Below are 20,932 nucleotides of genomic sequence, written 5' to 3' on the forward strand. Positions count from 1 at the left end.
CGCGATGCTCGTCATCAGGCGTGAGCGGCTACGCCCGACTTCGCATCAACCTCGCAGGCCCCATCCACCCCCGGCGTGGCGAAGGCCCGCAATTCGCAGGTGCCATCCCAGCCCGGCATGTGATCGAGGTGCAGCTGCATGAACTCCTTGGCCATGGCCAGGGCTTCGGCCTTGTCGCGCAGCTCGAAAATGGCGTAGCCGCCGACCACTTCCTTGGCCTCGATGAAGGGGCCGTCGATGACGCTGAGCTCGCCGTCGACGATCCGCACCCGCGCGCCCGTCGCAAGCGGCATCAGGCCGCCATTGTCGATCATCCGGCCCGCCTTGATTTCCCGCTCGGAAATCTTCTGCATGGCCTCCATCAGCGCCGGAGACGGGCCCCTCATCGGCTGGCTGGAGGTGACGATGTACATAAAGCGCATGCAAAACTCCTGTTGAGGCGAGACGCGGCCGGTTCGGCTGCGCGATCAGCTCGCTATTGGGATGACGATCCGGCCGGGGCCGGATCGACATGGGCGCAGGAAAAATTGCCAGGCAGAAAGACAGGAACGGACGGGCGCCTATTGGCGCAGCATGATCAGGGGATCGGCCGTATCGGGAACCCGACGCCATTGGGCATTGTCGTCGGCCTCGAACTGCCAGACCTCACCGGATTTCGACATCAGGATGATCTGGCCGCGCTCCAGCCGCCATTGCGTCGGGTTGAACTGGGCGATCGCCGCGTCGCATTTCGGCTTGAGGAAGACCTGGAAATTGTCCTGATCGGCTTCCGTATTGGTCAGCGTCAATCCGCAGATCGGCTGGCCGTTGCCGCGCACCATGGCCCAGTCGCCGATCATCTGGTCCATCGACTTGGCCATCGAGCGCGCGGCGGCGAGGTCCTGCAGAATGTAGACGCCCTCGCCCTGCCGCAGGCCCTCGAAGATGCCGGCCTCGACCTCCGTGAAGTCGATCACGGACTCACCGGTCGCATCCTGCAAACGAACAATGTCTCCGAGACCCTTGATGCTCCAGGCGACGATGTCCTTGGTGAAGGGCAGCGCCGTCTTGCACGCCGGCTCCAGCTCCAGCTTGAAGCCCTGCGCCACCGGATCGCCCTTGATCGTGACAACGCAGGTCTTGCTGCGCTCGGTGGTCGAGAGCTCCCACTGCCCGATCATCTCCTTCTTCAGGGTCGTCGCATCCTGCGCATGCGCGGCACCGATCGCGGCGACGCAGGCCGCGATCAGCAAAGCAACGACCCGAAGAGCGGTCATCAGCGCCCCTTGAACGGCGTTTCGGCAACCGGCGTCAGCGGCGCCTTGCCGGCGAACCAGGATTTGAGGTTGTCGACAACGAGCTGGTCCATGGCATTGCGCGTCACCACGGAGGCCGAGCCGATATGCGGCAACAGCACCACGTTCTGCATGGTCTTGAGCTCGTCCGGCACATTGGGCTCGGCCACGAACACGTCGAGACCGGCGGCGAGGATGGTGCCTGATTTCAGCGCCTGGACCAGCGCCTGCTCGTCGACCACGGAGCCGCGCGCAACGTTGACCAGCACGCCGCGCGGGCCGAGCGCCTTGAGCACCTCGGCATTGATCATCTTGTTGGTCGAGGCGCCGCCCGGCACGATCACCATCAGCGTGTCGACCGCCTTCGCCATCTCGATCAGGTCGGGATAGTGCTTGTAAGAGACGTCCTTGGACGGGTTGCGCGAGTGATAGACCACCGGCACCAACGACGCATCGAGCCGGCGCGCGATGGCCTGGCCGATGCGGCCCATGCCGACGATGCCGACCTTGCGGTCACGCAGCGAGCCGACGCTGAGCGGATAGTTCTGGGTCTGCCAGAGGCCGGAGCGAACGTAGCGGTCGGCCTTGATGAATTCGCGCACGGTCGAAATCAGCAGGCCCATCGCGACGTCGGCGACCTCCTCGGTCAGCACGTCGGGTGTGTTGGTAACGATGATGTTGTGCTCGGCCGCGTATTTGGCGTCGATGTGGTCGTAACCGACGCCGAAGCTCGCCACCATCTCGATCTTGGGCAATTGCGACAGCGAATCCTTGTCGGCGCGGACGGTGTGATAGGTCACCGCGACGCCGCGGATCTTGTCGCGGACCGCCGGCGTCAGCCGCTCGAGGTCGCCGCGCGTCTCGGCCTTGTGCACGACGAAATGATCGGAAAACCCGTTCTCGAGGATCGGCCGCACCGGCCCATAAATCAGAAGGTCGATCTTGTCGGACGAAATCGAACCGGTAGACATCAGTTTTCCTTTCCAAGCGCGCTCTCATGCCAGCGCCGTAAAACGAGGTGGGAAATTAGCGCCAGCACCCCATAGATGACAATCCCGGCAAGCGACAGCAGAAGCAGCGCTGCGAACATGCGGGGTATGTTCAATCGATAGCCGGATTCGGCGATTCTGTAGGCGAGGCCCGAGCCGGCGCCCGCCGTTCCGGCCGCGATCTCGGCCACGACCGCGCCGATCAGCGACAGGCCGCCGGCAATGCGCAGGCCGCCCAAAATATAGGGCAGCGCTGCAGGCAGTTTCAGGAAGCGCAGAGTTTGCGGCTTTGATGCGCCATAGAGCTGGAACAGGCCGGCAAGGTTGCGGTCGACCGAATTCAGCCCGAGCGTGGTGTTGGACAGCACCGGAAAAAAGGCGACGATGAAGGCACAGACGACGACCGCGGTCTGCTGTTCCAGATAGATCAGCAAGAGCGGCGCGATCGCGATCACCGGCGTCACCTGGAGCACGATTGCATAGGGGAACAGCGAATATTCCACCCATTTCGACTGGTTGAACAGCAGTGCCAGCGCGATGCCGCCGATGCTGGCCGCGACAAACCCCTCCAGCGTCGTCAGCAGCGTGGTCGCGAGCGATTGTGACAGCACCGCCCAGTCCTTGATCAGCGTCAGGAAAATCGCCGACGGCGCCGGCAGCACGTAAGGCGGGATCTCCCGGAGGCGGACGACGAGCTCCCAGGCGGCAAGGCCGGCCGCGAACACGATGACGGGCAGCACGAAGCGCACCGCGCTTTGCGCAGCCGACGGCTTTGCGGTGACGGGGGCTTGCGCGTTCATAGCATCGACTGTCCCGAATAGGACGGCGCCAGCGCGGCCGACACGCGCCGGCAATAATCGGAATAAGCCGCCGAGGTGCGAAACTCCTCCCCGCGCGGCTCGACGGTCTCGATGCGGATGTCGGCCTGGATACGGCCGGGTCGCGCCGTCATGACCACGACGCGCTGCGACAGATAGACGGATTCGAATACCGAATGCGTGACGAAGATGACGGTCTTGCCAAGGCTGCGCCACAGCGCGAGCAGATCGTTGTTGAGGCGGAATCGCGTGATCTCATCGAGCGCCGCGAACGGCTCATCCATCAGCAGGATATCCGGATCGGTGACGAGCGCGCGCGCCAGCGACACCCGCATCTTCATGCCGCCGGACAATTCGCGCGGAAAGGCATCGGCGAAATCGGCAAGACCGACGCTGGCGAGCGCTTCGTCGACCCGCGCCCGCGCTTCGGCTTTCGGGGCGCCGCCGAGCTTCAAGGGCAGCCGCACATTCTCGCGCACACTGGCCCAAGGCATCAGGGTCGGCTCCTGGAACACGAAGCCGATGCCGTGGCCGATCTGCGCCGGGCCGTCATGACGCGACATCCGCACTGTGCCCGATGACGCCGCGCTGAGCCCGGCAATCAGCCTCAGCGCCGTCGACTTGCCGCAGCCGGATGGCCCGAGCAGCGAGATGAACTCGCCCTTGCGCACCGCGAGATCGAACGGACCCAGCGCCATGACGCCATTGTCATAGGTCTTCGTCACGCCGCGCAGGCTGACGGCAAGCGCCGTCAGGCTGGCCTCGACCGTGGGCGAAGTTTTGGCGTCGGACATCAACGCTGTCGTTACGGCTTGGCGGGGCGCAGCTCGACACCGACGCCCTTATTGACGAAGCGCAGCGTGTAGGATTTGCGGAAGTCGAGATCGCCCTTCACGACGCCGGCCTTCACCATCTTGTTGAAGAAGGAGGTGTAGCGATCGTCGCTCATGGCGCCGATGCCGTTCTTCAAGGAGTCGCCGGAATCGACGATGCCGTATTCCTTCATCTTGGCGACGGAATAAGCGAGCAGCTCGTCGGTCATCTCCGGATTGAGCTGCTTGATCATGGCATTGCCGGCGGAATTGTCGCGGTAGATGTAGTTGTACCAGCCGATCATCGAGGCATCGACGAAACGCTGCACCAGGTCGGCCTTCTTCTCGACCAGGTCGCGGCGGGTCTCGATCAGGGTCGAATAGGTGTTGAAGCCGGCATCGGCGAGCAGGATGACATTGGGCTTGAAGCCGGCAGCCTTCTCGACCGCGAAGGGCTCGGAGGTGACGTAGCCCTGCATCGCGCTCTTGGGGTTGGCGATGAAGGGCTGCGGATTGAAATTATAGGGACGGACGTTCTTCTCGCTGAAGCCGTATTCGGACTTCAGCCACTGGAAGTAGCTGGTCATGCCTTCCTTGGAGACGAACAGCGTCAGCGGCTTGAGCTCCTCGATCTTGGTGACCTTCGCATCCGGCTGCGTCAGCATCACCTGCGGGTCTTTCTGGAAGACCGCCGCGATGGTCACCACGGGAACGTTGTTAGCGACCGCATCGAACGACATCAGCGTGTTCGCGGCCATGAAGAAATCGATCTTGCCGGCGATCAGCAGCATCCGGTTGTTCTCGTTCGGACCGCCGGGAACGATGGTGACGTCGAGGCCGTATTTCTTGTAGGTGCCGTCGGCGACCGCCTGGAAGAAGCCGCCATGCTCGGCCTCGGCGACCCAGTTGGTGCCGAAGGTGACCTTGTCCAGGGTCTCGCTGCGCGCCGGCAGGATCGACACGACCGTGGCCAGCAAGCCTGCCGTTAACGCTCGCCGCAGATGGGAAGGGCTCATCAATGCACTCCGTCGATCGTGTCTGGCCGATGTGAAAACAACGCGATAAAACCGCAAGACATTCGGGGACGCGAGCCGGCCAGGCCCGCGTCCCCTCCATAACACCAAACTACGTGACAAATTCGGGCAAAGAAACCTTGATGACGCCTTCCCGCGACTGGACCGCGATCCGCTGGGCCGATGCCGCTCCTGCGGATGTTGCGCGCTGGATCGCGGTGCTGCCACTGGCGGCGACCGAGCAGCACGGCCCGCATCTGCCGCTCGAGACCGACGTGCTGATCGCGGACGCCTATCTCGCGCGCATCCGCGAGCTTTTGCCTGAGACGATGCCGGTCACATTCCTGCCCGTTGAACGGATCGGCATCTCCACCGAGCATATCGACTACCCGGGCACGCAGACGCTGCCGACCGAAACGGCGTTGAAGCGATGGACCGCAATCGGCGAGGACATCGCACGACGCGGCGTGAAAAAGCTCGTCATCATCACCAGCCATGGCGGCAACAGCGCGGCGATGATGCTGGTGGCGCAGGACCTTCGCGCGCATCAAAGAATGTTCGCGGTGACGACATCGTGGTCGCGCCTGTCGGGCGCGGAAAAACTGTTCCCCGCCGATGAAGTGCGCCACGGCATCCATGGCGGCGCGGTCGAGACCTCGATCATGCTGGCGCGCTATCCCGATCAGGTGCGCGCCGATGCGATCGCGGATTTTCCGGCGAGCAGCATCGCGATGGAAAAACAATACCGCTGGCTCTCGACGCAGCGGCCCGCGCCCTTTGCCTGGCAGGCGCAGGATCTCAACGCCAGCGGCGCCGTCGGCAATGCGACGCTGGCCGTGACCGAGAAGGGCGAGCAGCTCATCGACCAGGGCGCGCGCGCCTTTTGCGAGTTGCTGACCGAAGTCGATAACTTCGACGTGAACAGGCTCGCCAGAGGCCCCCTCGGCTAACTCGCATCCAACTGAAATCATTCGGGAAAGAGCCGATTTCCCGGGCCGGCCGAGGCGCTTTCGAACCGGTTTCGGCAAGCCTCCGTCCAATTGGACACGCGGACCACAACGGACCGCCTCAACCCGGATGGAGTTTCACATGTCGATCAAGACCAAGATTGCCGCCGTCGCTCTCGCCGCTCTCACCGTCACTGCTGGCGTCGCGTCCACCACGTCGACCGCTCAGGCCAAGCCGCTCGGCTGGGGCGTCGGTGTCGGCCTGGGCATCGCGACCGCCGCCGTCGTCGGCACCGCGATCGCCGCCAGCAGCGACCCCTATTACGGCTATCACCGCTGCGGCTGGTCCCCCCGTTACAACGCTTTCGGCCAGTACGTCGGCAGCGTTCGCACTTGCTACTGATTTGAGGCTCTGAGGCCGATCTCACGTGGATCCTGCGTCCGACACGGGCGCCTCATCCACCCCGTGTCGTGCCCCCGACCCCGCCCGGCTGTCCCCCCGGGCGGGGTCATCCTTTTTCCGCATCGGGAAGTTGTTGCAGTCCCGTCACATAACGGTGCGAACCATCGCCTGCGACATTCCGGACTAGTTGCTATTGCGAATTATTAGCAATAAGGTTCGCAACAAGCGCAGGGACTTGGCAAGATCTTGGGGTGAAACGCGTCGAAACGAGCTCGTCTCGTCCGATCGCGCGAACAGCCAAGCCCCTGATGACAGGAGCACCGCGAATCGGCAGGGATGTCGGGAGCGGTTGGGCACAGTCGCGTCTGGGGGCGTAGTTTTGACGTTGAGAGGTCACCGTTACAGGTATCTGCGGGCAGCCACGGCGCTTGCCTCGGGCGTGCTCGTGCTGCCGGGTGCCGGCTTCGCCGCCGACCTGCCGCTGAAGGCGCGCGCCGCGAAAACCGTTTACGAGTGGACCGGCTTCTATGTCGGCGGCCATTTCGGCTACGGTGACGCGAGCTTCGGACCCGGCACCAATCCGTTGCCCGAGCAAGGCGTCGTCCTGCCCCACAGCGCAATCGGGCTCAGCGGCGGCTATCAACTTGGCTACAACCGACAACTCGCAAATCGCGTCGTGCTCGGCATCGAAGCCGACGCAACGTTCACGGGTCCGACCGACGGCCCGGCACTCGCGCGTTCGCCGGTGCCCTTCAACACCACGATCGACTACATCGGCACGGTGCGCGGCCGCGTCGGCTATGCCTTCGACCGGTTCATGCCTTACGTCACCGGCGGCGTCGCGTGGGGGCACACGCATATCAACGTCAACGATGCCGATGGTGTCTCGCCGCTCTTCCCGGTCGGCCACTACCAGGCCGGATGGACTGCGGGACTCGGTCTCGAATACGCGGTCAGCGGCAATTGGACTGCGAAGGCCGAATACGAATATGTCGACCTCTCCCGCAAGACCTACGATCTCAGCGGCTTTGGCCTCGGCAGCGTCAACGTCGATCCGCGCATTCATCTGTTCAAGCTCGGCCTGAACTACCAGTTCGGCGACACGCCGTGGATGCCGGTGGTCGGCGGCAAGACCAAGCTGCCTGAATCCGACGACTGGAACGTCCACGCCCAGACCACCGTGCTGCCGCAAGGCTATGGCCCGATCCATTCGCCCTATGCGAGCCCGCAGAGCCTGCCCGGCGGCGGCCAGTTCCAGGCGACGTGGACGACGACGGCGTTTCTGGGCGCGCGGCTGTGGGACGGCGGCGAATTCTATTTCAATCCGGAGCTCGCGCAGGGCTTCGGCCTCAACGGCACGCTCGGCCTCGCCGGCTTTTCCAACGGCGAAGCCCAGAAGGCCGGCGCGCCGTTCCCAAAAATCCGCGCGCAGCGCTATTACTTCAAGCAGACGTTCGGACTCGGCGGTGAGCAGGAAGCAGTCGAGGACGCACCGAACCAGCTCGCGGGCAAGCGCGATATCGACCGCGTCACGCTGATCGTCGGCCGTTTCGCCGTCGGCGATTTCTTCGACGGCAACTCCTATGCAAAAGACCCGCGCGCCGATTTCATGAACTGGGCGATGTGGTCGTCGGGCGCCTATGACTTCCCGGCCGACCTGCCCGGCTATACCCGCGGCGCCGTGGTCGAGCTCAACCGCAAGGACTGGGCGATCCGCGCCGGCCTGTTCCAGGTGCCGTCCGCGCCGAACAGCGACGTGCTGACCTTCAAGACCGGCGGCAGCGTGGTCGAGTTCGAAGAGCGTCACACGCTCCTCGAGCAGCCCGGCAAACTGCGCGTCGGCGTCTTCGCCAACAGCGGCAACACCGCGAACTACAACGATGTCGTCGCACAGGCCGCCGCCAACCCCGCACTCGACATCAACGACATCGCGACCGCGAACCAGCGCACCCGTTCGAAGTACGGCTTCTACGTCAATCTCGAGCAGCAGGTCGTCAACGACGTCGGACTGTTCGCGCGGGCGAGTTGGAACGACGGCCAGAACCAGATTCTCTCCTTCACCGATATCGACCGCAGCGTCTCAGGCGGCCTCTCGATCAAGGGCAGCCGTTGGGGACGTCCGGATGACACAATCGGCATCGGCGGCGCCATCAACGGCCTGTCTGACGCACATCGCGCTTTCCTTGCCGCCGGCGGCACCGGCCTGCTGATCGGCGACGGCCAGCTCAACTACCGCAACGAACGCATCCTCGAGGCCTACTACGCCTATTCGGTGATCAAGGGCGTGACGATGACCGCGGACTATCAATTGATCACAAACCCGGCCTATAACGCCGACCGTGGGCCGGTCTCGATCTTCTCGGGCCGTCTGCACGCCGAGTTCTAGCCCAAAATTCTAGTCTAGGATTCTAGTCTAGGATTCTTGCCCAAAAGGCAGGCCCATGAAGCCGAGAGATATTCGCACGGTCGCGATCGGCCGGGCGCTGCGCCCCAATGTCTGGGATGTCGTCGCGCTGATCCTCGTGATCGGCGCCATGGTGCTGATCGTCTATGGCGGCGAGCAGACCGTCGCGCCATTGTCGGAGCTGGAGCGCTCGCCGGTCTCGCTCGATCCGGTCAACCTGCCGCTCTATGCGCTGCGCACAGTCCTGCGAATGCTGCTTGCGATCGTTTGCTCGACCATCTTCACCTTCGTCTACGCTGCGATCGCCGCCAAGAGCCGGCGCGCGGAGATGGTCATGATCCCGGTCCTGGACATCCTCCAGTCCGTGCCGATCCTGGGCTTCCTGACCTTCACCGTCGTCTTCTTCATGAATCTGTTTCCGAGCCAGGTGCTCGGTGCCGAACTGGCTTCGGTGTTTGCGATTTTCACGAGCCAGGCCTGGAACATGACGTTCAGCATGTACCAGTCGATGCGCAACGTGCCGAAGGATCTGGAAGAGGCGACGCAAAGCTTTCATCTGTCGGGCTGGCAGCGGTTCTGGCGTCTCGACGTGCCCTTCGCGATGCCGGGACTGATCTGGAACGCGATGATGTCGATGTCGGGCGGCTGGTTTTTCGTGGTCGCCTCGGAAGCGATCACCGTCGGCAACACCACCGTAACGCTGCCGGGCGTCGGATCCTATGTCGCGCTGGCGATCCAGCAGCGCGATCTGCCGGCGATCTTCTACGCCATCCTGGCCATGCTGCTCGTCATCATCGCTTATGACCAATTGCTGTTCCGGCCCATCATTGCCTGGGCCGACAAGTTCCGTTTCGAACAGACGGCGTCCGGTGAGTCACCCACCTCCTGGATGCTCGACCTGTTTCGCCGGACCCGCGCCCTGCGGGCCGTGACGCTGCCCTTCTCCAGCATCAATCGCGCGGTCTCGAATTTGCGCATTCCGCTCCCCAAGCTGGGGGCCCCGACAAGGAGCAGAGACACGCCGTCGCGGCTGATCGACGGCCTCTGGCTTGCTGTCGTCCTCGCAGGCACGGCCTACGCCGCGTGGCTGACCTACCGCTATCTCTCCGCCAGCCTCGGCCTGAGCGATGTGCTCGTTGCGATCCGCGACGGGCTGGTCACCTTCCTGCGCGTCATCGTCCTGATCAGCCTTGCGACCCTGATCTGGGTGCCGATCGGCGTCTGGATCGGCTTGCGTCCAAAACTGGCCGAACGCATCCAACCGCTGGCTCAGTTTCTCGCGGCGTTTCCGGCCAATCTCGCCTTTCCGGTCTTCGTCGTCGCCATCGTCAGCTTCAAGCTCAATCCGAATATCTGGCTGAGCCCGCTGATGATCCTCGGCACGCAATGGTACATCCTGTTCAACGTCATCGCCGGGGCCAGCGCCTTTCCGAGCGATCTGCGCGAAGCGGCGAGCAGCCTTCATCTCGGCGGATGGCGGTGGTGGTTCAAGGTGATCCTGCCGGGCATCTTTCCTTATTACGTCACCGGCGCGATCACGGCGTCCGGCGGCTCCTGGAACGCCTCGATCGTGGCCGAGGTCGCCAGCTGGGGCGACACCCATCTGAACGCCACCGGGCTCGGCGCCTATATCGCGGCTGCGACCGAAGCAGGTGATTTCCCGCGTGTCGTTCTCGGAATCGCCACGATGTGCATCCTGGTGACGCTGTTCAATCGTCTGGTCTGGCGACCCCTCTACGCCTTCGGCGAGCGCCGCCTGCGGCTCGGCTGACGAGGAGACCATCATGCTCGATCAACCCCCTGCGCTCATCGATATCCGCGGTGTCTGCCGGTCCTTTCCGAAGGGCAGCGGCGAGCAGTTGCTGGTGCTGGAGAACGTCGATCTGACGATCCGCTCCGGCGAGATCGTCGGCTTGCTCGGCCGCTCCGGCTCCGGCAAATCCACGCTGCTGCGGATCATCGCCGGTCTGGTCGCACCGTCCACGGGACAGGCGACCTGCCGCGGCGAGATCATCGCGGGACCGCCGAACGGCGTCGCCATGGTCTTCCAGTCGTTCGCGCTGTTTCCCTGGCTGACGGTGCTGCAAAACGTCGAGCTCGGACTGGAGGCACTGGGCGTCGATGCCGCCGAGCGGCGCAAGCGCGCGCTCGCCGCGATCGACCTGATCGGCCTCGACGGATTCGAGTCGGCCTTTCCCAAGGAATTGTCGGGCGGCATGCGCCAGCGTGTCGGCTTCGCCCGCGCGCTGGTCGTGCATCCGGACCTGCTGCTGATGGACGAGCCGTTCTCGGCGCTCGACGTGCTCACCGCCGAGACACTGAGAACCGACCTGATCGATCTCTGGGTCGAAGGCCGGCTGCCGATCAAATCGATCCTGATGGTGACACACAATATCGAGGAGGCCGTCCTGATGTGCGATCGCATCCTGGTATTCTCGTCGAATCCGGGGCGGGTCGCCGTCGAGATCAAGGTCGAGCTGGCACATCCACGCAATCGGCTCGATCCGCATTTCCGTCAGCTCGTCGACAGCATCTACGCGCGCATGACGCAGCGTGCGGAGCCCAAGGCGCCCGCGATCGAAGGCATTCCCGGCTCCGGCGTCGGCATGACCCTGCACCATGTATCGTCCAACGTGCTGTCCGGCCTGATCGAGACGCTGGCGGGCGCGCCCTACAACGGACACGCGGACCTGCCGGTGCTCGCCGGCCAGCTTCAGCTCGAGGCCGACGAGATCCTTCATCTCGGCGAGTCGCTACAACTGTTGCGGTTCGCCCATTTGAGCGAAGGCGACCTCGTGCTCACCGACGCGGGCAAGCGTTTTGCCCATCTCGAGACCGACGCGCGCAAGAAGCTGTTCGCCGAGCACCTCGTCACATACGTTCCGGTGATGGGATTGATCCGTCGCGTGCTCGACGAGCGGCCCTCGCATACCGCGCCCGCGGCACGGTTCCGCAACGAGCTCGAAGACTACATGTCCGAGGATTATGCCGACGAGACGCTGAAGACCGTCGTGTCCTGGGGCCGTTATGCCGAGCTGTTCGCCTATGACGAGCAGTCGGAGACGTTCAGCCTGGAAAATCCCGGCGAAAGCACCTGAACTTCGCCTGCGACAATTTGGTCGGAACCGGGCAAAGCGCGCATCGCTTTCATATATAAAGGGCTTGGCTCGGCGACCGCCGGGCTGATTGTCCCTCCCCCTTGCGCACAATGTTGTCTGTCGAACTCATCATCGTCGTCGTCCTGATCGTCATCAACGGCCTGTTGTCCATGTCCGAGCTCGCCGTGGTCTCGTCGCGCCCCGCGCGGCTGTCGCTGCTGGCCGCCAGGGGCGTGCGCGGCGCCGAACGCGCGCTGATGCTGGCCGCCGATCCCGGAAAGTTCCTCTCGACGGTGCAGATCGGCATCACGCTGGTCGGCGTGCTCTCGGGCGCGTTCTCCGGCGCAACGCTCGGGCAGCGGCTGACGCAATGGCTGGTCGAGCTCGGCCTGTCCTCAGGCATTGCCGACATCGTCGGCGTCGGCATCGTCGTCACGATCATCACCTATGCGACCCTGATTGTCGGCGAGCTGGTGCCGAAGCAGGTCGCGCTGCGCGATCCCGAAAGCATCGCGGTCAAGGTCGCGCCCGCGATGCATGTGCTGGCACGGGTCTCGCTGCCGTTGGTGTTTCTGCTCGACCTCTCCGGCAAGCTGATCCTCACGCTGCTCGGCCGCGGCGGCAAGGCCGAGGAGAAGGTGTCGGAGGACGAGATCCATCACCTCGTCAACGAGGCCGAGAGCGCAGGCGTGCTTGAGCCCGGCGAAAAGGAGATGATCGCCGGCGTGATGCGGCTCGGCGACCGCCCGGTCGGCGCCGTGATGACGCCGCGCACCGAGGTCGACGAGATCGACCTCAACGACGATCAGGCAGCGATCCAGGCGCTGATCGCAAAAAGCCCGCATTCGCGCTTTCCCGTCTCCGACGGTGATCGCGACGCGCCGATCGGCGTGCTCCAGGCGAAGGACCTGCTGGTCGCGTACATGAACGAACGGACGCCGGATCTGCGGGCGCTCGTCCGCGAAGCGCCAAGCATTCCCGCGTCGGCCGATGCCCGCGATGTGCTGGCAATCCTGAGGGCTGCGCCGGTCCATGTCGGGTTCGTCTACGACGAATACGGCGCCTTTGAAGGCGTGGTCACGGCCGCCGATATCCTGGAGTCGATCGTCGGCGCCTTCCATTCCGAGGAAGGGCCGCCGGAGCCGGCTTATGTCAGGCGCGCCGACTCATCACTGCTCGTCTCGGGCTGGATGCCGGTCGACGAGTTCGGCGAACTCCTCAGCATCGAGCTGCCGCCGCATCATCGCTACAACACCGTGGCCGGACTGGTGCTGCAGCAATTCAACGTGCTGCCCAATGTCGGCGACGCCTTCGACCTCAGTGGCTGGCATATCGAGGTGGTCGATCTCGACGGCAGGAGGATCGACAAGATCCTGGCGAGCCGGCTGGGTGAAGTCGAGACGGGGTGAGCACCGATCTCAGCTGTCGTCCCGGCGAAGGCCGGGACCCATACCGCGTGATTTATCGATAGTGCGCAGGTAGCAGTACCGCGCAACTGACAGTCTTCACCAAACCTAATCCTGGGGTTATGGGTCCCTGTGTCTTTGAAGTCTGTCAGGATGGGTTGGGCGGGAAGCCGTTGGGTCCTTGGCGCTTGACGCCGTGAGCCGGCTCGGCCTCCCGCCCGTTCCATTACCAACCTGAACAGTTGCACGAGGCTGCGGCAACAGACCTCGCATCACAGGGACAGGCACCGTGATCATACCTCTTCGTTACGTCGGAATCGACGTCTCCAAAAAGCATCTCGATATCTTTGATGAAGCTGACGGTGTGCCCAGGCGTATCGCCAACGCGGCACAGGCCATCACACAGCAGGTGGCGCGTTGGCGATGCGATGCGCTGATCGTCTTCGAGGCCACGGGTACCTATGACCTTGCGCTTCGCGAGGCCCTGGGCCAGGCCGGTGTCCGCTTCGCCCGGATCAATCCGGCTCGAGCTCGCGATTTTGCGCGGGCCAGCGGCCAACTTGCCAAAACCGACCCGATCGATGCACGGATGCTGGCGGCTTTTGGCCGGGTCATGCAGCCGGCAACCGAGCAGGCCGCCAATCCCGCCCGCAACGCCTTGTCGAGGCTTGCAAAACGGCGGGATCAGCTGGTTCTCATGCGCGCGCAGGAGAAGAACCGGCGCAGCGAGGCTGACGACCGCGCCATGGCCGAACGGATCAGCCGCCTTATCGAGGTTCTCGACGGCGAAGTTGCCGAGATCGAAGCCGACATCAAGGCGCTGACCAAGGCCGAGCCGGAGATCGCGGACGATGCAAAGTTGATCCGCTCGCTTCCGGGTGTGGGTCCCGTGGCTTGCATGCAGCTCATCTCGAAGATGCCGGAACTCGGACGTGTTGGTGCAAAACAGATCGCGGCACTCGCGGGCCTTGCCCCCTTCAACGTCGACAGCGGCGTCTTCCGTGGCAAACGCAAGATCGCCGGCGGTCGAAAGCGCGTTCGTGACGCCCTCTACATGGCTGCCCTCAACGCGGTTCGCCGGGCCGATCCGTTCAAGGCCTTCTACGCACGACTGCGACAGGCCGGCAAACCAGCCAAGCTCGCTCTCATTGCCGTCGCCAGGAAGCTCCTAACCGTCCTCAACGCCATGATGCGCGACAGGAAGCCCTACCTTCAGACCGGGCCGACATAACAGTTGCCGGCCTTCGCCGGGACGACACCTGAATTTGCTGGGCGAGCTTACGCCACATTCCTCACCCGAACCTCACCCCGATCCGCTTTTCCTTGCGCCACACCACCGTGCAGGCGAGATGCGCGCCATCTGCCTTGATCGACAGGGTAAACTGCTCGGGAATGCCGACCGGGCTGGTGACGTCGAGGGCGGCACCGGTGTCGGAGAAATTGCGGACGGTGCAGTCGATCGCGCCGCCGCCGAACTCGATGGTTCCGGCCTTCAATACGCGGTGCCTGGCCTTGTCGCGCCGTTCTTCATCCATCGGGCCAATTTACACCCGAAGCTGACACAAACGTTAAGATGCAACCTTTTCGCGACGAATTTACGCCGCGGCAGGCGGCGGTATCATGCGGTGGGATGCCGCCTCACAGCGCCGGCTGGAATGATGCCGCCTGTGCCATCCGCCAGGCGTCACGGAACCGCGGGTCTTCCGTGCCTTCGAGCAGTTCGCCCGGACGCAGCGGCGGATAAAGCTGTGCGAAGGATTGCACGTGGGTCGTCGAGGTCCGCTGGCTGAAATGGACTGGGCGCAGTTCCTGCGGATGGGTCAGGCCGGCCGCGGCGATCAGCTCGGTCAGCGAGTGCAGCGTCGCGTGGTGATAATTGTGCACGCGGTCGATCTTGAGCGGCACGTAAAGCGCGCGCGCTCGCGTCGGATCCTGCGTCGCAACGCCGGTCGGGCATCGATCGGTGTGACAGCTCAGCGACTGGATGCAGCCGAGCGAGAACATGAAGCCGCGCGCCGAGTTGCACCAGTCGGCGCCGATCGCCATCGCCCGCGCCATGTCGAAGGCGGTTGCGATCTTGCCGGACGCACCGATCTTGATGCGGTCGCGGGCATTGATCCCGACCAGCGCGTTATGGACGAAGTTGACGCCCTCGCGCATCGGCATGCCCAGATGGTCCATGAATTCCAGCGGCGCGGCACCGGTACCGCCCTCGTTGCCGTCGACCACGATGAAGTCGGGATAGATGCCGGTCTCCAGCATTGCCTTGCAGATCGCCAGAAACTCCCAGGGATGGCCGATGCAGAGCTTGAAGCCGGCCGGCTTGCCGCCGGAGAGTCTTCGCATCTCGGCGATGAACTGCATCATGCCGACAGGCGTGGAGAAGGCGCGATGCGAGGCCGGCGAGATGCAATCCTCGCCCATCGAGACGCCGCGGATTTTCGAGATCTCCTCCGAGACCTTCGCCGCCGGCAGCACGCCGCCATGGCCGGGCTTGGCGCCCTGGCTGATCTTGAGCTCGACCATCTTGATCTGGTCCTGGCCGGCGACACGCGCGAACGCCTCGGGATCGAAGGTGCCGTCGAGATGACGGCAGCCGAAATAGCCGGAGCCGATTTCCCAGATGATGTCGCCGCCCATCTCGGCGTGATAGGGGCTGAAGCCGCCTTCACCGGTGTCGTGGGCGAACCCGCCCTTCTTGGCACCGGCATTGAGCGCGCGCACGGCGTTGGGGCTGAGCGCGCCAAAACTCATTGCCGAGATGTTGAACACCGAGGCCGAATAGGGCTTTGCGCAATCCGGCCCGCCGATGGTGACGCGAAACTTCTCCTCGGCATGCGCCTTCGGCGACACCGAGTGATGCATCCACTCATAGCCCTCGCGATAGACATCCTCCTGGGTGCCGAACGGACGCTTGTCGAGCTGCATCTTGGCGCGTTGATAAACCACCGCGCGGATGTCGCGCGAGAACGGCATGCCGTCCTTCTCGCTCTCGAAGAAATACTGCCGCATCTCCGGCCTGATCTCTTCGAGCAGGAAGCGGATATGCGCCGAGATCGGGTAGTTGCGCAGGACCGCGTGGCCTTTCTGCATGAGATCGCGGACGCCGAGCAGCGTCAGGGCGCCGAAGATGCAGATCGGGATCAAGAGGATGTCGAAGATCTTGCGGTCGGCGATGCCGATGCCGATCAGCAGCGCAGTGACGACCGCGCAGATCGTCAGGATGATGAAGCGTGGCGAAAATGGAAGCAGCAGGGTTTCCATCAGCCCTTCGGACGAAGCTTGCGTCTTGTTCTCGTTGGCCACGACCACGTCCTCTCGTCAGCATGACGGGGTATGATACGCCCGCGCCGCGTCTATGGATATGACGCGGACCTGTCTTGAGGCTACCGAATCCGCACGCTTCAGATCAATCCGTCCGGAGGACGGGCTTTCGCACTGCAATAGATTCAATCACATGACAAATCAGTGACCAATTCAATGGCCGTGCAGCTGCGCCTCGTGCGGGATCACGCCGTGCCGTTCGAGGCCGCCCCGCGCCAGCCATTCGCCGGTCGCTTCGATCGCGCGATCGATATGTTCGCCCGTGCGCGAGAAATCGTAGGGTGATCCGACCATCGGGCACAGCGGCGGCACCACGACATATTCGATATCGGGGGAGAGTGCTTCGAGCTCGGCCACCAACTGCCGCGCGGTCAGCAGCGTCAGCGCATGCAGGGCATTGGCGACCGCACCGACGGGAGGCGTTTCGACCGCACAGGCATGCCCGGCCGGCAGCACGATCAACCGCTTTGCGCCCATCTTCACCGCAATCCGGACCGGCGTATTCGAGGAGATCGCACCATCGGCAAGGAAGAGGTTCCGGTAGTGGACCGGCGTAAAGGCGCCGGGGATCGCGGTCGACGCCAGGATCGCCTCGACCACCGGGCCATCCGACAGCACCACACTCTCGCCGGAGACGAAATCGGTGGTGACGATGTGCAGGGGAAGCTGGGCCTCCTGCACGTTGCGATAGGACAGATGATCCTCGATCAGCTTGCGGATGCCATCATGCGGAATCAGGAAGTCCCGCCGCCACATGAAGCCGAGCAGCGTTCGCCATGTGACCGGGAAGACGTCTTGCCGCTTCAGGCTGCGCCAGATCGCTTCCAGCCCGAGCACGCCCTTGAGCGAGGGATCGCCGGCATAATAGGCGCCGTTGATCGCGCCGACGCTTGATCCGACCACGAGGTCGGCGACGACCCCGTGCTTGGCCAGCGCATGCATCATGCCGACCTGGATCGCCCCGAAACTGCCGCCGCCCGCCAGCACATAGGCAGTCGGTCTCGGCGGACGACCATGGTCGATCGCTGACAAGGCGTGCGCAGCTCCCCCACTTCTCGCATCGCAACATCGCTGCGAGATCGTGACGCGAGCTTATAACAAGGCGCACGCAGGCGACGCCAATAACAAAGTCGGGGGAGGATGGTGAGGGGGAGTGGCTAGCGAGTGTGAGGTGAGATTCCAATCACACGTCGTCCCGGCGAACGCCGGGACCCATAACCCCAGGGAGTAGTTTGATGAAGACTAGTCGTTCGGTACGCCTACCATCCGCAATCGATAGATTCCGCGGTATGGGTCCCTGTGTCTTTGAAGTCTGTCAGGATGGGTTGGGCGGGAAGCCGTTGGGTCCTTGGCGCTTGACGCCGTGAGCCGGCTCGGCCTCCCGCCCGTTCCATTACCAACCTGAACAGTTGCACGAGGCTGCGGCAACAGACCTCGCATCACAGGGACAGGCACCGTGATCATACCTCTTCGTTACGTCGGAATCGACGTCTCCAAAAAGCATCTCGATATCTTTGATGAAGCTGACGGTGTGCCCAGGCGTATCGCCAACGCGGCACAGGCCATCACACAGCAGGTGGCGCGTTGGCGATGCGATGCGCTGATCGTCTTCGAGGCCACGGGTACCTATGACCTTGCGCTTCGCGAGGCCCTGGGCCAGGCCGGTGTCCGCTTCGCCCGGATCAATCCGGCTCGAGCTCGCGATTTTGCGCGGGCCAGCGGCCAACTTGCCAAAACCGACCCGATCGATGCACGGATGCTGGCGGCTTTTGGCCGGGTCATGCAGCCGGCAACCGAGCAGGCCGCCAATCCCGCCCGCAACGCCTTGTCGAGGCTTGCAAAACGGCGGGATCAGCTGGTTCTCATGCGCGCGCAGGAGAAGAACCGGCGCAGCGAGGCTGACGACCGCGCCATGGCCGAACGGATCAGCCGCCTTATCGAGGTTCTCGACGGCGAAGTTGCCGAGATCGAAGCCGACATCAAGGCGCTGACCAAGGCCGAGCCGGAGATCGCGGACGATGCAAAGTTGATCCGCTCGCTTCCGGGTGTGGGTCCCGTGGCTTGCATGCAGCTCATCTCGAAGATGCCGGAACTCGGACGTGTTGGTGCAAAACAGATCGCGGCACTCGCGGGCCTTGCCCCCTTCAACGTCGACAGCGGCGTCTTCCGTGGCAAACGCAAGATCGCCGGCGGTCGAAAGCGCGTTCGTGACGCCCTCTACATGGCTGCCCTCAACGCGGTTCGCCGGGCCGATCCGTTCAAGGCCTTCTACGCACGACTGCGACAGGCCGGCAAACCAGCCAAGCTCGCTCTCATTGCCGTCGCCAGGAAGCTCCTAACCGTCCTCAACGCCATGATGCGCGACAGGAAGCCCTACCTTCAGACCGGGCCGACATAACAGTTGCCGGCGTTCGCCGGGACGACAGCTGTGCTTACGCCAATCAGCGCTCGACGAACGCCTTCTCGATCACGAAATGGCCGGGCTTGTTGCCGGAGCCTTCGATGAAATCGCGGCCTTCGAACATCACCTTCAGCTCTTCGAGCATCGCCGGGCTGCCGCACATCATGACGCGGTCGGTCTCGATGTTGAGCGGGCCCTGGCCGATGTCGTTGAAGATCTGCTCGGAGTTGATGAGGTCGGTGATGCGGCCGCGGTTGCGGAACGGTTCGCGGGTCACGGTCGGATAATAGATCAGCTTGTCCGCGAGCAGTTCGCCGAACAGCTCGTCCTCGCGCAGGCTCGCGACGAGCTTCTCGCCATAGGCGAGCTCGGAGACCTGGCGGCAGCCGTGCACCAGCACGATGCTCTCGAACTGCTCATAGACCTCGGGGTCCTTGATCAGGCTGGCGAAGGGCGCAAGCCCGGTGCCGGTCGAGAGCAGCATCAGCCGCTTGCCGGGGATGAGGTTGTCGGTGATCAGCGTGCCGGTCGCCTTGCGGCCGACCAGGATGGTGTCGCCTTCCTTGATCTTCTGCAGGCGCGAGGTCAGCGGACCATCCTGCACCTTGATCGAGAAGAACTCGAGCTCTTCCTCGTGATTGGCGCTGGCCATGCTGTAGGCGCGCAGCAGCGGACGGCCCTCGACCTCGAGGCCGATCATCGCGAACTGGCCGTTCTGGAAGCGGAAGCCGCTATCGCGCGTGGCGCGGAAGCTGAACAGCGTGTCGGTCCAGTGCTGGACGGAAAGAACCTTCTCTCGGTAAAACGCGCTCATGATTTTCGATATTCCGAATAATTGCGGTTTTAGGGCAAAAGCATTGCCCGGCCCTGAAAACGGGGCGGACACCATTGCCATGGCGGAGGATTTCGCGTGTGTGATCTACGCCATTGAGACCAATAATCAACCTCGTTCCGGATGCAATTGATGCCGGTCAAAGCGGCATTTGCGGCGGAAATGGCCTCATCATTAACGGATCTGCTGTCCGGGGCGCACAGAGGGCAATTTCTTTTCCCTTTCTGGCGCAATTGCAGCACTTAATTTCCATCCTGCTCGCGAGAATTTCATTAAGAATAGCTCTGACTTTCACCCGGGCCCGGCGTCGTTTCCCGCATTTTTGCGGCTTTTGGCGACAGGAACGATGATCCGGACAGGCGACTGAACAGATGGCGGCAAGCGGCGAGCGGATCTTCGTCCAGGCGATCAGGAGCTATGGCATGCGCCATGGCATCGACGTCGACGTCCGCGCGGGCGGCTGGCTGATCGCAATGCGTCGTGCCGGGCTGCGCCGCTTCGCCTTCGGCTACGACATCGGCCTCAACAGCGCGATCGCACATCGGCTCGCCAACGACAAATCGGCGACATCGGAGGCGCTGTCGCTTGAAGGCGTGCCCTGCATTCCGCATCACCTGTTCCTCAACCCGAAGCTCGGCAGGAATGTCGTTGATGCCGCCTGGCGCGAGGCCATGCTTGGGCTACTTCACGACCATCCGCAAGGCGTCGTGGTGAAGCCGAACGAGGGGACGTCAGGACGATCGGTCTTCAGGGTGACGACCGGGACGGAGCTCGACCACGCGGCTGACGAAGTGTTTTCGATGAGCACCGGGCTCGTGATCTCGCCCTATGTCGAGATCGAGGACGAGGTCCGCGTGATCCTGCTCGATGATCAACCCCGCGTCGTCTACAGCAAGCAGCGTGGCGCGGACTGGCGCCACAATCTCGATGCCGGCGCAAGGCCGGTGTTGCTGGAGGACGGCGAGACTCGCGCAGCTTGCGTGAAACTCGCGATCGAGGCCGCGAGCGCCATCGGCATCACCTTCGCGTCGGTCGACGTGGTGCGCGTCGACGGCGACTGGCGCGTGCTGGAGATCAATTCCGGTGTGATGATGGAAGCGCTGGCAAAGCTGCATCCGGAACTGGTGCAGGCGACGTATGACGCGGCGTTGGATCGGGTGTTTGGGGGAAGCTAGTCGCGAACACTAGTTCATCACCGTCACCCTGAGGTG

Annotated in this window: 19 protein-coding genes; 9 read left to right on the forward strand and 10 right to left on the reverse strand. The window is 63.6% G+C overall.

The window, feature by feature from the left end; translation table 11 throughout:
• Positions 1–14: 14 nt before the first annotated feature.
• The 6 genes from QA645_RS41290 to QA645_RS41315 all read right to left on the reverse strand — a co-directional run bounded on the left by QA645_RS41290 (position 15) and on the right by QA645_RS41315 (position 4,909).
• Positions 15–413: a YciI family protein gene (locus QA645_RS41290; RefSeq protein WP_254191488.1), complete on the reverse strand. Its 399-nt coding sequence runs from the start codon at positions 411–413 to the stop codon at positions 15–17.
• A gap of 147 nt (positions 414–560) precedes the next feature.
• A complete protein-coding gene (locus tag QA645_RS41295; protein WP_283046780.1) occupies positions 561–1,256 on the reverse strand; it encodes an AprI/Inh family metalloprotease inhibitor in 696 nt (231 codons plus the stop codon).
• The gene (locus QA645_RS41300; RefSeq protein ID WP_283046782.1) at positions 1,256–2,245 is read right to left on the reverse strand and encodes a 2-hydroxyacid dehydrogenase; all 990 of its coding nucleotides are present in this window, start codon (positions 2,243–2,245) and stop codon (positions 1,256–1,258) included. The genes QA645_RS41295 and QA645_RS41300 overlap by 1 nt, the downstream gene beginning before the upstream one ends.
• On the reverse strand, positions 2,245–3,063 hold the full coding sequence (locus QA645_RS41305) for an ABC transporter permease (protein WP_283046784.1): 819 nt from the start codon (positions 3,061–3,063) through the stop codon (positions 2,245–2,247). Before QA645_RS41305 ends, QA645_RS41300 begins: the two co-directional genes overlap by 1 nt.
• Positions 3,060–3,875, reverse strand: a complete 816-nt coding sequence (locus tag QA645_RS41310; protein ID WP_254127944.1) for an ABC transporter ATP-binding protein — start codon at positions 3,873–3,875, stop codon at positions 3,060–3,062. The genes QA645_RS41305 and QA645_RS41310 overlap by 4 nt, the downstream gene beginning before the upstream one ends.
• 11 nt (positions 3,876–3,886) lie before the next feature.
• Entirely contained in the window at positions 3,887–4,909 is a 1,023-nt protein-coding gene (locus QA645_RS41315; protein WP_283046787.1) for an ABC transporter substrate-binding protein, read from the reverse strand.
• A 140-nt stretch (positions 4,910–5,049) separates the two neighbouring features.
• On the opposite strand from QA645_RS41315, the gene QA645_RS41320 reads away from it, so the two are divergent.
• The 7 genes from QA645_RS41320 (at position 5,050) to QA645_RS41350 (ending at position 14,395) form a co-directional block, all read left to right on the forward strand.
• Complete coding sequence (locus QA645_RS41320) at positions 5,050–5,856, forward strand: creatininase family protein (protein ID WP_283046788.1); 807 nt, start codon at positions 5,050–5,052, stop codon at positions 5,854–5,856.
• Positions 5,857–5,995: 139 nt separating this feature from the next.
• Positions 5,996–6,256 carry a hypothetical protein gene (locus tag QA645_RS41325; protein WP_254191482.1) on the forward strand — a complete coding sequence of 87 codons (261 nt, stop codon included), beginning with the start codon at positions 5,996–5,998 and terminating at the stop codon, positions 6,254–6,256.
• 448 nt (positions 6,257–6,704) lie between these two features.
• A complete protein-coding gene (locus tag QA645_RS41330; RefSeq protein ID WP_283053598.1) occupies positions 6,705–8,642 on the forward strand; it encodes a carbohydrate porin in 1,938 nt (645 codons plus the stop codon).
• Positions 8,643–8,697: 55 nt separating this feature from the next.
• Positions 8,698–10,431, forward strand: a complete 1,734-nt coding sequence (locus QA645_RS41335; protein ID WP_283046790.1) for an ABC transporter permease subunit — start codon at positions 8,698–8,700, stop codon at positions 10,429–10,431.
• A 13-nt stretch (positions 10,432–10,444) separates the two neighbouring features.
• Positions 10,445–11,758, forward strand: coding sequence for a nitrate/sulfonate/bicarbonate ABC transporter ATP-binding protein (locus QA645_RS41340; protein WP_283046792.1), 1,314 nt, complete (start codon positions 10,445–10,447; stop codon positions 11,756–11,758).
• 110 nt (positions 11,759–11,868) lie between these two features.
• A complete protein-coding gene (locus tag QA645_RS41345; RefSeq protein ID WP_254127938.1) occupies positions 11,869–13,167 on the forward strand; it encodes a hemolysin family protein in 1,299 nt (432 codons plus the stop codon).
• Positions 13,168–13,453: 286 nt separating this feature from the next.
• Positions 13,454–14,395, forward strand: coding sequence for an IS110 family transposase (locus QA645_RS41350; RefSeq protein ID WP_283046012.1), 942 nt, complete (start codon positions 13,454–13,456; stop codon positions 14,393–14,395).
• Between the two features lie 61 nt (positions 14,396–14,456).
• On the opposite strand, the gene QA645_RS41355 is transcribed toward QA645_RS41350, so the two are convergent.
• The 3 genes from QA645_RS41355 to QA645_RS41365 all read right to left on the reverse strand — a co-directional run bounded on the left by QA645_RS41355 (position 14,457) and on the right by QA645_RS41365 (position 17,520).
• A complete protein-coding gene (locus QA645_RS41355) occupies positions 14,457–14,699 on the reverse strand; it encodes a PilZ domain-containing protein (protein ID WP_254127937.1) in 243 nt (80 codons plus the stop codon).
• Positions 14,700–14,802: 103 nt separating this feature from the next.
• On the reverse strand, positions 14,803–16,428 hold the full coding sequence (locus QA645_RS41360; RefSeq protein WP_254196127.1) for an FMN-binding glutamate synthase family protein: 1,626 nt from the start codon (positions 16,426–16,428) through the stop codon (positions 14,803–14,805).
• 213 nt (positions 16,429–16,641) lie between these two features.
• Positions 16,642–17,520 (reverse strand): patatin-like phospholipase family protein, encoded by an 879-nt coding sequence (locus QA645_RS41365; protein ID WP_283046795.1) that lies wholly within the window; start codon positions 17,518–17,520, stop codon positions 16,642–16,644.
• A gap of 424 nt (positions 17,521–17,944) precedes the next feature.
• Between QA645_RS41365 and QA645_RS41370 the strand changes: the two genes are divergently transcribed.
• On the forward strand, positions 17,945–18,886 hold the full coding sequence (locus QA645_RS41370) for an IS110 family transposase (RefSeq protein ID WP_283046012.1): 942 nt from the start codon (positions 17,945–17,947) through the stop codon (positions 18,884–18,886).
• 43 nt (positions 18,887–18,929) lie between these two features.
• On the opposite strand, the gene QA645_RS41375 is transcribed toward QA645_RS41370, so the two are convergent.
• Entirely contained in the window at positions 18,930–19,703 is a 774-nt protein-coding gene (locus QA645_RS41375; protein ID WP_254127935.1) for a ferredoxin--NADP reductase, read from the reverse strand.
• A gap of 389 nt (positions 19,704–20,092) precedes the next feature.
• On the opposite strand from QA645_RS41375, the gene QA645_RS41380 reads away from it, so the two are divergent.
• Positions 20,093–20,896 carry an ATP-grasp domain-containing protein gene (locus QA645_RS41380; protein ID WP_283046797.1) on the forward strand — a complete coding sequence of 268 codons (804 nt, stop codon included), beginning with the start codon at positions 20,093–20,095 and terminating at the stop codon, positions 20,894–20,896.
• Positions 20,897–20,932: the final 36 nt, after the last annotated feature.

This window comes from Bradyrhizobium sp. CIAT3101 (genome assembly GCF_029714945.1).
GTDB lineage: Bacteria > Pseudomonadota > Alphaproteobacteria > Rhizobiales > Xanthobacteraceae > Bradyrhizobium.

Excerpts from the sequence above, each read along its gene's own strand:
- QA645_RS41290 (WP_254191488.1), bottom strand. The coding sequence starts at position 413 with ATGTACATCGTCACCTCCAGCCAGCCGATGAGGGGCCCGTCTCCGGCG.
- QA645_RS41295 (WP_283046780.1), bottom strand. The coding sequence starts at position 1,256 with ATGACCGCTCTTCGGGTCGTTGCTTTGCTGATCGCGGCCTGCGTCGCC.
- QA645_RS41300 (WP_283046782.1), bottom strand. The coding sequence starts at position 2,245 with ATGTCTACCGGTTCGATTTCGTCCGACAAGATCGACCTTCTGATTTAT.
- QA645_RS41305 (WP_283046784.1), bottom strand. The coding sequence starts at position 3,063 with ATGAACGCGCAAGCCCCCGTCACCGCAAAGCCGTCGGCTGCGCAAAGC.
- QA645_RS41310 (WP_254127944.1), bottom strand. The coding sequence starts at position 3,875 with ATGTCCGACGCCAAAACTTCGCCCACGGTCGAGGCCAGCCTGACGGCG.
- QA645_RS41315 (WP_283046787.1), bottom strand. The coding sequence starts at position 4,909 with ATGAGCCCTTCCCATCTGCGGCGAGCGTTAACGGCAGGCTTGCTGGCC.
- QA645_RS41320 (WP_283046788.1), top strand. The coding sequence starts at position 5,050 with ATGACGCCTTCCCGCGACTGGACCGCGATCCGCTGGGCCGATGCCGCT.
- QA645_RS41325 (WP_254191482.1), top strand. The coding sequence starts at position 5,996 with ATGTCGATCAAGACCAAGATTGCCGCCGTCGCTCTCGCCGCTCTCACC.
- QA645_RS41335 (WP_283046790.1), top strand. The coding sequence starts at position 8,698 with ATGAAGCCGAGAGATATTCGCACGGTCGCGATCGGCCGGGCGCTGCGC.
- QA645_RS41340 (WP_283046792.1), top strand. The coding sequence starts at position 10,445 with ATGCTCGATCAACCCCCTGCGCTCATCGATATCCGCGGTGTCTGCCGG.
- QA645_RS41345 (WP_254127938.1), top strand. The coding sequence starts at position 11,869 with ATGTTGTCTGTCGAACTCATCATCGTCGTCGTCCTGATCGTCATCAAC.
- QA645_RS41355 (WP_254127937.1), bottom strand. The coding sequence starts at position 14,699 with ATGGATGAAGAACGGCGCGACAAGGCCAGGCACCGCGTATTGAAGGCC.
- QA645_RS41360 (WP_254196127.1), bottom strand. The coding sequence starts at position 16,428 with ATGGAAACCCTGCTGCTTCCATTTTCGCCACGCTTCATCATCCTGACG.
- QA645_RS41375 (WP_254127935.1), bottom strand. The coding sequence starts at position 19,703 with ATGAGCGCGTTTTACCGAGAGAAGGTTCTTTCCGTCCAGCACTGGACC.
- QA645_RS41380 (WP_283046797.1), top strand. The coding sequence starts at position 20,093 with ATGGCGGCAAGCGGCGAGCGGATCTTCGTCCAGGCGATCAGGAGCTAT.